At 55.9% G+C, this 12,255-nt stretch carries 12 protein-coding genes and 1 pseudogene; 11 read left to right on the plus strand and 2 right to left on the minus strand.

Translation table 11 applies throughout. From position 1 onward, the window contains the following. Positions 1-27: 27 nt before the first annotated feature. Positions 28-1,053 (minus strand): stealth family protein, encoded by a 1,026-nt coding sequence (locus SIC14_RS19465; RefSeq protein WP_412563561.1) that lies wholly within the window; start codon positions 1,051-1,053, stop codon positions 28-30. 396 nt (positions 1,054-1,449) lie between these two features. Here SIC14_RS19465 and SIC14_RS19470 point away from each other — a divergent pair, with 396 nt between their 5' ends. The 8 genes and pseudogenes from SIC14_RS19470 to SIC14_RS19505 form a co-directional block, all read left to right on the plus strand. Then, positions 1,450-2,964 (plus strand): FAD-binding domain-containing protein, encoded by a 1,515-nt coding sequence (locus tag SIC14_RS19470; RefSeq protein ID WP_412563562.1) that lies wholly within the window; start codon positions 1,450-1,452, stop codon positions 2,962-2,964. Continuing rightward, a complete protein-coding gene (locus SIC14_RS19475) occupies positions 2,961-3,098 on the plus strand; it encodes a DUF2256 domain-containing protein (protein WP_412563563.1) in 138 nt (45 codons plus the stop codon). The genes SIC14_RS19470 and SIC14_RS19475 overlap by 4 nt, the downstream gene beginning before the upstream one ends. Then, positions 3,095-4,327, plus strand: a complete 1,233-nt coding sequence (locus SIC14_RS19480) for an FAD-binding domain-containing protein (protein WP_412563564.1) — start codon at positions 3,095-3,097, stop codon at positions 4,325-4,327. Before SIC14_RS19475 ends, SIC14_RS19480 begins: the two co-directional genes overlap by 4 nt. A gap of 20 nt (positions 4,328-4,347) precedes the next feature. Then, entirely contained in the window at positions 4,348-5,847 is a 1,500-nt protein-coding gene (locus SIC14_RS19485; RefSeq protein WP_412563565.1) for a cryptochrome/photolyase family protein, read from the plus strand. A 688-nt stretch (positions 5,848-6,535) separates the two neighbouring features. Continuing rightward, the gene (locus SIC14_RS19490) at positions 6,536-7,534 is read left to right on the plus strand and encodes an AraC family transcriptional regulator (RefSeq protein WP_412563566.1); all 999 of its coding nucleotides are present in this window, start codon (positions 6,536-6,538) and stop codon (positions 7,532-7,534) included. A 118-nt stretch (positions 7,535-7,652) separates the two neighbouring features. Continuing rightward, the gene (locus tag SIC14_RS19495) at positions 7,653-8,480 is read left to right on the plus strand and encodes an NmrA family NAD(P)-binding protein (RefSeq protein WP_412563567.1); all 828 of its coding nucleotides are present in this window, start codon (positions 7,653-7,655) and stop codon (positions 8,478-8,480) included. Between the two features lie 65 nt (positions 8,481-8,545). After that, entirely contained in the window at positions 8,546-9,055 is a 510-nt protein-coding gene (locus tag SIC14_RS19500) for a DUF1772 domain-containing protein (protein ID WP_412563568.1), read from the plus strand. A gap of 145 nt (positions 9,056-9,200) precedes the next feature. Beyond that, positions 9,201-9,716 (plus strand): annotated as a pseudogene (locus tag SIC14_RS19505) (transposase); the annotation flags it as partial. On the opposite strand, the gene SIC14_RS19510 reads toward SIC14_RS19505, so the two are convergent. Further along, positions 9,717-10,541: a deoxyribodipyrimidine photo-lyase gene (locus tag SIC14_RS19510; RefSeq protein WP_412563569.1), complete on the minus strand. Its 825-nt coding sequence runs from the start codon at positions 10,539-10,541 to the stop codon at positions 9,717-9,719. A 142-nt stretch (positions 10,542-10,683) separates the two neighbouring features. Between SIC14_RS19510 and SIC14_RS19515 the strand changes: the two genes are divergently transcribed. Genes SIC14_RS19515 through SIC14_RS19525 form a run of 3 tightly spaced genes read left to right on the plus strand, consistent with a single transcriptional unit; the run spans position 10,684 to position 12,236 of the window. Then, complete coding sequence (locus tag SIC14_RS19515) at positions 10,684-11,181, plus strand: aggregation factor core (RefSeq protein ID WP_412563570.1); 498 nt, start codon at positions 10,684-10,686, stop codon at positions 11,179-11,181. 36 nt (positions 11,182-11,217) lie between these two features. Further along, positions 11,218-11,670, plus strand: a complete 453-nt coding sequence (locus tag SIC14_RS19520) for a TspO/MBR family protein (protein WP_412563571.1) — start codon at positions 11,218-11,220, stop codon at positions 11,668-11,670. 14 nt (positions 11,671-11,684) lie between these two features. Then, positions 11,685-12,236, plus strand: coding sequence for a CIA30 family protein (locus tag SIC14_RS19525; protein WP_412563572.1), 552 nt, complete (start codon positions 11,685-11,687; stop codon positions 12,234-12,236). Positions 12,237-12,255 lie beyond the last annotated feature (19 nt).

Genomic DNA, 12,255 nt, shown 5'->3' on the forward strand with positions numbered 1-12,255 from the left:
AAGGCATAATGAAATGCCTGTTCGGTTTTAACCGGTGTTATTGCTTGTCGTATTCGACCCCGGAAATCCGCCAATCGCCCTGCCAATCCAGCCTCGCGCTTCTGGGACGACGTCTTCTAATTGGGGCAAATCATTGACACATAAAAACTTGATGGCGGGATTGGTGGCCTTCGCCAGAAGGGATCGGGTTTCAGAAGAGCAACGTCCGACCCCTTGACCGCTCACGATATGGAGGTGATCAACGCTTGTCTCAAAAACAGCCTCCCTTGCGTTAATGCAAGCGTGACTGTGTAAGCCTTGAGGCAGGAACTGGCTTAGATCACGAAACCGATGTTTTACATTGTTCCTGAAGGCTTCTCTGTGCTGTTCGAACAAACGTGACATGACCGATCGCCGCAAAGGATGAACCACATGTGCGGATGCAAACAGACGAGTTGCATCAAATCCCATCATGCGAGCTGCATTCAGTTGCATGTAATGATTGAACTTGGCCGGGTCGTTGCGCACTTCTGGACGGCTAAGCGCGTCGTCATAGTCCACCCACTTTCCTCGCAACACAGGAGCATCCCCTCGGAATACGTCTGACGGATGCAAGGGCGCGGTCAAGAATACGTCGTCGTTGAAATACATGAAGCGCTCGCTAAGACCATCTATTCTCCAGAGCATGCTTTCGATTGCCAACGAGTTGAATGTCGGCAGATCCGCGTTGAACTCACGAAAGATATCGTGATGAAACACAAACTGTACTTTGGCCCGAAGACTGTTCGAAAGAGGTTGAAGATCTGGCGTCTCCTCGTCGACAACAATCCAAATCCTCCGCACCCAAGGCGCGTTATTTTCCAGTGATTGAAGGCAGTACAGGATTTCGTCGTTGCATGCCCACCGATGCGGATTGGTCGCGTTTTCATGAAGGGGGCGATTTTCTTTCGCCAAATACCTACGGCGCTTGCGTCGATGTTTTTCGGTGCTTCCGTCGACCCAGGTTATGACCGCATCGATAGGGTCGTCTGCGCTGTTGTCGCCTGTACTTTGATTTGCATTTGTTTCTGGCATTAACTCCAGTCTCGCATTCGTGTGTTATTTCATTGCCCGCGTAGGAAGACTGAGGCGATCGATCGTTCGGCACCCCAACTCAACTAAACTCGTTTTTCGTGTTTTCCATCTCGTTCGATTAGGAACCCAGTCATATAGATCGATCGCTCCGATGGCACAGGTGCGATTGGCATTTAGAATACCTCTCGTCACCGCAGCACGTTGCCATGTGGGGGATGGCAGGCACCCAATTCTAGGAAACTGTAGATCTACTGAGCGGGCATTGATGATGCCGACCTCCAAAGAGCCAGCCTTTACTTTGCGCTGTTTGGACCGGTAGCAGAACTGGTGGTCGATAATTCTTGATCCATTTCAGACCGACACGCGTAGTCTAACCAGAAGAACTCTGGAGGCTTTGTGCAGGTTGTCTGGTTTAAACGCGATTTGCGGGTGGAAGATCATCAGGCATTGTCGCAAGCGGCGCGTGTGGGGCGCGTCCTGCCGCTTTACGTCGTAGAAACTGAACTGTGGCAGCAGCCTGACGCCTCCGCACGACAGTGGTGCTTTATTGCCGAAACGATCGCCGAATTGCGCGCTCGTCTCGGTGAATTAGGCCAGCCTCTTGTCGTGCGCCTGGGTGAGGTCACGTCGATCCTGGCTGAGTTCAAGAAGTTTAACCTGATCAACGGCCTCTGGTCACATGAGGAAACCGGCAATGATTGGACATATCGCCGGGATATTCGGGTTGCCACCTGGTGTAGGCAGCATGGGGTACGACAGTACGAAGTTCAAAATCACGGCGTATTTCGCAGACTTAAATCGCGCAATGGATGGGCTGGGCGTTGGGATAGGTTTATGCGCCAGCCGGTCTCGGTGCCAATTGCCCTAGAACCTGTTCAGGTAGAGCCGGGGCCCATTCCAAGTGCGCGCGATCTTGGCTTGTCAGATGACCCATGCGCGTCTCGGCAGACGGGTGGGCGACGTGCGGGTTTGGAACGGCTGAACAGTTTTTTGACTAAGCGCGGCGAATATTACCAACGCGAAATGTCCAATCCCGTAGAGGGGGCGGCCGCCTGTTCGAGGCTCTCACCATATCTAGCATGGGGGGCGCTTTCGATGCGAGAGGTGGCGCAGGTAACAGAAAAGCAGCGGCAGGCATTGCCGCCACAGGCAACTCAATGGCGCAAGTCGCTTCGGTCCTTCTCCAGCCGGCTGCATTGGCATTGCCACTTTATTCAGAAGCTCGAAGACGAACCGCGTATTGAATATGAGAATTTGCATCGTCTCTACGATGGGCTCCGGCCCCGCCAACCGGATTCAGAGCTGTTGGCGGCTTGGGCAAACGGTGAGACGGGCTATCCATTTCTGGACGCCTGTTTGCGGTCATTGCGGGCCACAGGATGGCTGAATTTTCGGATGCGAGCGATGGTCATGGCCACGGCCAGTTACCATCTTTGGCTGGACTGGCGCGCCCCAGGTTTGCATTTGGCACGCATGTTCACCGATTACGAACCGGGAATTCATTGGAGCCAGGTGCAGATGCAATCCGGCACCACCGGTATCAATACGGTGCGAATTTATAACCCCGTCAAGCAGGGGTACGATCAGGACCCGCAGGGTACGTTCATTCGAAAGTGGGTGCCGGAATTAACGCATATCTCGGATCAACATATCCACGAGCCCTGGAAGAGTAATGATGCTCAACAGATCATTGGGACGATTTACCCTGAGCGTGTCTTTGATCATCTTGCCGCGGCAAAACACGCCCGTGAACGTGTCTGGGGCGTGCGGCGTAATTCAGGGTTTTATGCAGAAGCACATGCGATTTCTGCCAAACACGCGAGCCGTAAAAACGGACGGGTTGTGCGCAAGAAGGCACGGGATGCGGACAGCCCCGCCCAGCTTCGCCTGCCCCTTGGAGATCCATCATGAGAATGCGGACCAAAGCTCACTTGCCACAAAAGATCTGCGCCACCTGCCAGCGCCCGTTCACCTGGCGTAAGAAATGGGCGAAGAACTGGGATGAGGTAAAGTACTGTTCGAAGCAATGCAGGTCGGTCAAATGACTTCAGTTTTTCCTGAATTTGCCGAAAGATCCGAGCCCATCTCTTTCACCCCCACACGTGCCGAAGGTCTCAAGAGGTTGGATCAGTTCACAGCGCGCACCGGGCGCCATTATGCCCAGATGCGTAATTATGATTTCGGGGCTAAAAGGCGCAGCAATGTCTCGGCCTTGTCGCCCTGGCTCAGGCACCGCTTGATCACCGAGGCGGAGGTGCTTCAACGGGTGCTGGCTCGACATAGCGTCAAGGCCTCAGAAAAATTTGTCCAGGAAGTGTTCTGGCGCACGTATTTCAAAGGATGGCTGGAACAGCACCCAAGCGTCTGGACGCAATACCAACGTGATCTGGTCGATCTGCTTGAAGCGTTAGGCAATAACTCTGAGCTACAGACCCAGGTCAGCACCGCGGTGGCTGGCAAGACCGGTATTGACTGCTTTGATCATTGGGTGCGCGAGCTGCTGGAGACCGGTTATCTGCACAACCATGCGCGCATGTGGTTTGCCTCAATTTGGATTTTCACGTTGCGCCTGCCTTGGCAGCTTGGGGCGGATTTCTTTCTGCGGCATCTGCTCGATGGCGATCCGGCGTCCAACACGCTCAGCTGGCGTTGGGTTGGTGGGCTCCACACCAAAGGCAAGACCTATCTGGCACGTGCCGATAATATCGCCAAATTTACCGAAGGGCGGTTTCAGCCCTGCGGGTTGGCGACCTTGGCAGAGCCGCTGACAGAAGAGGTGGAGCACCCGCGCGTTCCGCTTTCTTTCACGGCGATACAGCCGTCCTCCCCGTATCTTTTACTCTTGACCGAAGAGGACCTGGCGGCCGCTGATCTGATGTCGTCTGCACCAACTGCTGTGATCGGTCTGTTGGCGACCCGGGGGCGCACTCCAAACGCGATGGGACATGCCGCACGGGAGTTTGCATTAGGCGCTATGAACGATGCCCTTGATGCTTTTGGGCAGCTTGCGGAACCAACCGAGGATTGGGCTGCGACGTTGATCAAGTCGGCACAGGACGCCGGTGTGTCGACCATTGCGACTGCTTACGCCCCCGTGGGGCCAGTCCGATCCAGGTTGGATCGTGCAGAACCTGATCTGAACAGCGCGGGGATCACTCTGCACCGGGTTGTACGACCAGCTGATGTCATCGCCTGGCCCCATGCAAAAGCAGGTTTTTTTGGTCTTAAGAAAAAAATCCCTTCCATCTTGAACCAGATGAATCTGACCAGCTGACCTTATTGAACGAACCCCTTATGTCCTCAGTCACCATCATTCTTCCCAACCAGCTTTTTGCCGAACACCCCGGTCTGTTTCAGCAACCCGACCAGGTCGTGCTTTTTGAGGACCCTCTCTTCTTTGGAGATGCGGTTTACCCGGCCAACATGCACAAGCAAAAGCTCTGGCTGCATAGAGCGTCGATGACGCAGTATCGTGATGATTTGCTGGCCCGCGGTTTCAAAACCAATATCTGGAGATACGAGGCAAAGGCAGGTGCCAGTGTTCGGCTTTTCGAGGATCTGCGCCGGCGTGGCATTGATCAAGCTGTCATGGCAGAGCCTGTTGACTTCACATGTGAAAATCGACTGAAAGCTGCCGCAGAAGCCACTGGCATCAAACTTGATTTCAAGTCTTCTCCGGGTTTTTTGAATACGCGGTCGGACAATCTGGCGTGGTCGTCCGGTCGCAAACGCTGGTTTATGGCCGAGTTCTACAAAAGTCAGCGCCGCCGCATGGACGTTTTGATGGAGGGTGAGACCCCTTTTGGTGGGCAATGGAGCTTTGACGCGGACAACCGCAAGAAGGTTCCCAAAAAGCAACTGGCCAGTTTGCCCTGGATCGACTGGCCTGTTCCTAATGAGGTTGATGTCGCCGCACAGGCACAGGTGCTCTCAGAGTTTCCGGACGCTTTGGGTTCCCTTGAGACGCTTTACTATCCGACAACACACAAAGCTGCTGCGACTTGGCTGGCGCAGTTTCTGGAACGGCGTTTTGAACGGTTTGGGGATTACGAGGATGCTATTGTCGAAGGCGAAAACTGGCTCTGGCACGGCATTCTGACGCCCGCGCTGAACATTGGGCTTTTGACGCCTCAACAAATTGTGGATGCCGCTCTGGAGCATGCAGATCGTAAGAGGATACCGCTAAACTCGGTCGAGGGCTTTATCCGCCAAATCATCGGGTGGCGCGAATTCATGCGCGCAACCTACGACTGTCTTGGGGTGTCGATGCGCACCACAAACCACTGGGGCCACACGCGCCCCATGCCGCCAGCTTTTTACAACGGCACCACAGGCATTGGTCCGCTGGACGATACGATTAAAAGAGTGCTCAGAACCGGATATTGCCACCATATCGAACGGCTGATGGTTCTGGGCGGTTTTATGTTCCTTTGTGAGATCGACCCGGACGACGTCTATCGCTGGTTCATGGAAATGTTCGTGGACAGCTATGATTGGGTCATGGTTCCCAATGTGTATGCGATGAGCCAGCACGCCGATGGTGGATTGATCACCACCAAGCCTTATTTTTCCGGATCAAACTACATTCGCAAAATGAGCCATTGGGGCAAGGGACCTTGGACGGACATATGGGATGGGCTGTATTGGCGATTTATCCTGAAGCACGCGGATAGGCTTGTCAGCAACCCACGCTGGGCCATGATGTGCCGCAGATCACACCGGATGCCGACAGACCTCAAACACAAGCATATCACGACGGCCGAAGCCTTTTTGCAGCAAATATCCTCACGATAGGTTCTACGGCACCAGGGTCGCAGGGCTGGCGTGTGGACCAGACTGCTGGATTTGTCGCTTACAGCGATCGACAGCTCTGTCCTGCAATCTGTGAATTGCTTTGCGGGCATAGCTGCGCTGTACGCGAATGGTCGGCTTTTCCACTGCCGTACAACGTCCGAAATCATACACTTGCAGTGATTGTCGTGCTACGAGCGCGGGCAGCATAGACACTGGTACATGATGGAATGGCCGTTTGCAGCCCAAAGCGGACGTTCACATGAGGCTCAGAATGTTCTCTGCTGCAGACGCAAAGCTCTAAGGTCGATTTCCCGAAAGCTGCCTTTCAATACTAAACCGCAGCGGTGCCGGATGCTGCGTGTGCCACCAATCGCAGCGATGCGCAGATTGCGACCTTTGCAAAATCTGCCCTTCGGCGAGGGGACATAGCTCGCGATAGCTGCGTCGCCGCATGAAAAGCGGTCATTGATGAGAGTTGCAGCGAAAGTCAGGGGTTGAGTGCAGCTATGCTGGACAAACTCGCCTTTCAAAGCGTTGCATTGAAGTTCTGCTTCCGGGACGACTGCGCCATTCACCAGCGCGTGGTCTGTCAGTGCATCGGCGAAGCAGCGATCCGTCAAAATTTGGGAGCAACTCTAGCTCGGTTGGAAGACTTGTAACGTGTTTTCGACAGGCTTAACTTAAATCCATGGGTCAAGTTACGTCTCTTTTTGCTCGGAAAGTTGTTGGCGTCGCGGGTGGTGCCATCGATGCAAATGCGGTGTTGGCGTCCGTTGGCGTCGATGCCGGCGGCGCGTGGGACCCCAAGCATATGCTCGATGAAGATGACTTCTATAGCATGATCGAGCTGATGGCCGATAAGATGGACGTAACGTCTTTGCCATTGATTGTGGGCAAGGCAATGCGGCCGGACGAGTACGGCGCGCTCGGCCTGGCTTGGAAATCCGCGCCGAACCTCCTTGGGTCATTCTCACGCGTGGCGCGGTACTGGCGCCTGTGGACCAGCTTCACGCAGTATGAGCTTCAGGAAACAGACGGTGGCATTCTGTTTGTCGAACATCGCGAAGGCATCCGGCGTCTCGGTATACGCATTTCCATCGAGGCTGACTTGGCGAGCGGCGTTTCGCTCAGTCGGCAAGTGTCACCGCGACCCTTTTCTCCAATAGAGGTCACCTTCAAGCACGCCGCTCCAAAGACAACTGAGCATCACGAAGAATACTTTGGCTGTCCGGTTCACTTCGGCGCGGATAAGGATGCGATGCTGCTCTCCTACCAGTCCCTATCCGATCCGAATATTCTCGGAGATGAGGGGATCACAAAGTTTCTTATATCGCATCTCGACTATGAACTTGCGCAAATTGATGACGCGCCTGCTCTGCAAACGCAGACGAAAAGCGAGATTGCCCTCGCCCTCAGCGAGGGCCCGCCCAAAATGGCGGATATTGCGTACAAGCTGGGGCTGAGCGTCCGGTCATTTCACCGGCGTCTTGCCGAACACGGGCTTAGCTTTCAGACCCTAACCGAAGAGACACGTCGCGAGATCGCCACGGCTATGCTACGAGATGAACGTTACTCTCTGTCCGAGGTTGCGTTCCTGACCGGATATTCTGAGCAAAGCGCGTTCAACCGCGCTTTCAAACGTTGGATGGGCATGACGCCGGCGTCCTATCGGAAGTCTCTCGGGTAAAGCCGCCGCAACGCGCGGTATTGGCAGCAGATGTCAAAACCCTGGCAAGCGCAGTCAATACCGGTTCGCCTCACTGCTTATAAACCTTGGTCATCAAAACAAACCAAGGAGACAAACAATGACCGACCAGCCCATCCTCGTCATCGGTGCTACCGGCAAGACCGGCTCTCGTGTCGCCAGAAAACTCGAAGCAAAAGGCGTCGCTGTCCGTCGCGGCGCGCGAAAATCAAAGACCCCTTTCGACTGGGAAGATCCCAGCACTTGGGCACCTGTCCTGAACGGTGTTTCCAAAGCTTATGTCACCTACTTCCCAGATCTGGCCTTCCCTGGCGCAGTGGACAAGCTGGAGGCTTTCACAAAGGTAGCAGCTGATACTGAGCTCAAGCATATCGTTCTGCTCTCGGGCCGCGGTGAGCATTTCGCCGCCATGGGTGAAGAAATCGTCCGGAACTCGGGCCTGCGCTTTACCATCGTCCGAGCCGCTTGGTTTGCGCAGAACTTCAGCGAAGGCTATTTGCGCGACCCAATTCTGGGCGGCGTGCTACCAATGCCCGGTGATGAGATCAAAGAACCGATCATCGACATTGACGATATTGCCGATGTTGTGGTCGCGGCTTTGACCGAAGACGGACACATCGGGGAACGCTATGAGGTCACCGGTCCACGCCTGATGACCTTCGCCGAGATGGCCGAGGTGTTGTCCTCAACCTTGGCGCGCAACATTCAGCACATCCCGATTACCTTCGAAGATTTCCACGCCAATGTTGCAGCTTCTGGCGGTGATTTCGTGGCCGAGGTCTTTACGCAGATCGCCCGCGAAACGCTGGATGGTCGCAACGCTCATACGGCAGACGGTGTCGAACGCGCCTTGGGCCGCAAACCGCGTGACTTTGCTGAATTTGCCCAGACGGCAATGGCCGCCGGCGCGTGGTCCACGGCCGCGTGATCATCTCAAGACCTTATACAGGAGGCACAGCCTCCTGTCGCAACGCCCACTCAGGAGGATCGACCATGTCGACTGCTTTATTCTTTCTCTTCCAATTCGCAATCCTCGCCTATGCAATTGTGGGCGGCGTCTTTCTGGCTTTTTCCGACTTCATCATGCGGTCGCTTGCCCTGACCGGTGGCCATGGTGGCGTCGAGGCCATGCAAGTCATCAATCGCGAGGTGTTTCGCTGGGTCTTCATGGCCCTTTTTCTGGGCATGGCAGCCGTTTCGGTGGCCGTGGCGGCCTATGGGGCTTTTGGCCTGACCGGGCCTGCTGGCACGCTGATCATGGCGGCGGGGCTAGTCTACCTGATCGGCTGTTTAGGCGTCACCGTCTTCTTCAACGTGCCCATGAACGAAGCGCTTGCCGGGATGGAGGCGTCATCTGGCACGACACGCGAGTACTGGATGCAGACTTATGTGCCCCGCTGGACCTTCTGGAATTCGATCCGGACGCTGGCCTGCGCGATCTCCGCAGCGCTGCTTCTCCTCGGACTGCTTTGGATGACCCAGAATCAAGCACAGACCGCTTGATGCACAACCTCAGAGGGGCGGCGCGTGCGCACCACGGGCTGCCCTATTGCCAACCTGCGGTACACATGAAGGGCCAAGATAAGGAATCTACTTCATGACGATCCTTGAGAAGGTAAGCATCCTAATTCTACTGGTCACGATCTCTTACCTCTCGACGATCCTGGACGACTACAGCCGATACATTATCGCATGGAAGCTTTGCACAACGATGAAGTCCGGCGACGTGACCGACACGCTTGACCTGGCGCTGCAAGCCTCGGGCTGCGATCAGGCGACGGTCCTGCACAAGCCCCGCCTGCTCAGCGATAATGGGTCGAGTTACATCTCGGGTGAGTTGGCAGATTGGCTGGAAGATCAGCAGATTGGCCATGTCCGCGACGCCCCATATCACCCTCAGATACAGGGCAAGATCGAGCGTTGACACCAGACCCTCAAGAACCGCATCCTGCTTGAAAACTACTACCTGCCCGGCGACCTCACGCAGAAGATCGAAGCCTTGGTCGATCACTACAACTACCAACGCTATCACGAGAGCCTGAACAACGTCACGCCAGCCGATGTCTACTTCGGCCGTGACAAAGCCATTCTGGAACAACGAGAAAGGATCAAACAAAAGACGCTTGAAACGCGACGCTTGCATCACAGCCAGCGCGCCGCATAATCAAACCAAACAGATGAGCCAGAAATACTCTCTTGTCAAATCGCCCGATTTGGACCCATAGGCGCTGACGTCAGACAATTTTACCTCCCGTTGCCGCGCCCAAGTGGCCTGTGCGATCTCCCGCATGGAAAGGCTGCCCCAGGCCAAATGCGGCGGCAGCCGGGAACACGCACGTGCACCGGCCAAAGGCGAAGACATGGCACGACGATAGGTCCGCCCGCGCGCCGTCAAGAACGACGACAAGATATCCTGCGCCGCAGCCCGTCCGCCCATTTGTCGCTCCCGCGCCCCATCGGGCACCAGACCGAGGTCCCTGGTGCTGGGAATAGGACTAGGCGATACGCCGGTTGGCTTCAGAGCAGGCGCTTTGGCAACCGGCTCCGCCATAAACCGATCCCACTGGGCCGCCCATCCGTTGCGCGAGGTCATCCGCCGTTGCACCCCGTGTTGCGGGATCTCGTGCCACGGCACACCTTTGGCGCGACACCACGCGCCGACCCGCTTATCTCGGGCATAGGTCCATCCGTTGCCGGTTTCTTCATGCGACCAAAGTCCGTGCACACCCACGGTTTTGCGCAAGTCGTCCAACACGTCCAGAACGTCCCCAACCCGCACAATCAGCGGCTGCCCCAAGTCCGCAAGATCCTCCCGCAAACTCCCGAGCGCCTCGCTGGCAAAGTCCCAGTGCCGACAGGACACGTCGTCAAGCCGCCAATACGCAGGTTCCACCACAAACAGCGGCACTACGGGCTCCCACTGTACCTCATAGGTCAACGCCCAATGGTCTTGAAAACGCAAGTCTCGTTCAAACCAGACGATTTGCACGTTTGCCTCCTCAGCCCATTTTTGTGGATACGAAACACATGGGCTAGCGGACGACATTTGCCCAATCGAAAATGATCCTGCACAAGCGCCACGTCGTAATTAAAACATTGCCAAACAAAGAGGTTCCTAGATGTTTCGCCCAATGCACCTGACGCTTGCCGCGCTCGCCCTCCCCCTGCTGTCCACAGCCGGGCTTGCCGACCTCACTGTTCGGTTTATTGAAGGCGCCCCCAAAGATCGCGTTGAAATCAAAAACGTCGGCGCCTGTGCGTTGACTGCCAGCACCCTCACACTGGACCTCACGACCTCCCAAGGCGCGCTGATTTTTGATGTCACAGGCAGCGGCGCGGGGATCGAGATCTTTCAACCGTTTGAGGTCGTTGCCGGCCGCGAGGCCCTGACCACGCTGCCAACCCTCGTGGATGGCCAAAACTCAATTGACCTGCCGATTTCGACTCTGGGTTCAGGGGCAAGTATCGCCTTTACCATTGATGTTGACGACACCCTTGGGGGGCGCGAAATCACCGTGACCGGCTCAGAAATCTCCGGCGCCAAGGTGAAACTGGTCGGCGCAGATGTGCCCCAATCCGCGTTTTTTGGTTCCGACGCACAGGCGAAAGTGACCGGCCTCTCGTGCTAAGATCCCCGTAACCGCACACCATAGGAACAGACCCCCGTGACAAAATGGACCTTCCGCATCGCCTTTCTGATCCTGGTCATGGGGGGCGGCATTTTGATCGGGACGTTGACGGCCCCGGGAGCGTGGTACGCAGCTCTCAACAAACCCGTGTTCAATCCCCCCAACTGGATTTTTGCGCCGGTCTGGACGACACTCTATGTGCTGATCGCCATGGCCGGCTGGCGTCAATTTGAGGCGCGCGATCACGGCTCTTTGTTGACCCTATGGTGGGCGCAGCTGGTCTTGAATTTCCTGTGGTCGCCGGCATTCTTTGTACTAGAGATGCCTTGGCTGGCGCTTGTGGTGATTGGTGCGCTCTGGACCACGATTGTGCTGTTCATTCACGGCACCTGGCGCTGGGACCGATCCTCTGGGGTCGCGTTCATTCCCTATCTGGCGTGGGTGAGTTTCGCGACGGTCCTGAGCCTGTCAATTGCCGTGTTGAACTGAAGGAGGCTCACCCAATGAAATGGCGCACTTTGATCGCAACCGGCCTGGTCGCCGCGTTTAGCGCAGGAGCGGGGACGGCTGAGGAGATGTTTGAAACCTTCGACACCAATCCCTCCAAGCGTTGGGCGTATTTTGCCGACACAGTCATGGGGGGCGTGTCCACTGGCAACGCCACATTTGAGCGCGACGCCTCCGACTCTTATGTTCGGCTGTCAGGCGAAGTGAGCACCGACAACAATGGCGGTTTCATCCAAGTGCGCCGCACTCTGACAGACCGATTGGCCGACACTACCAAAGGTGTGCGGCTAAAAGTGCGCGGCAACGGTGGGACTTATTATATCCACCTGCGCACCAAAGGCACGCGTTTGCCTTGGCAATACTACCAGGCGCAGTTCACCACCTCCCCGGATTGGACTGACGTCCAACTGCCCTTTAGCGCCTTCAAACCCTCCGGCAGTTTCCTCAAAAAGACCCAGCGGGCGGACACCGTCACCTCTGTTGCGATTGTGGCTTTTGGCAGAGATCACACTGCCCTGATCGAAGTCAGTGAAGTGGCTTGGTTTTGAGCGCGGATTGTACGATTTA

Source organism: Thalassobius sp. MITS945101 (assembly GCF_047123305.1).
In the GTDB taxonomy this organism is placed as follows: Bacteria; Pseudomonadota; Alphaproteobacteria; order Rhodobacterales; family Rhodobacteraceae; genus Thalassobius.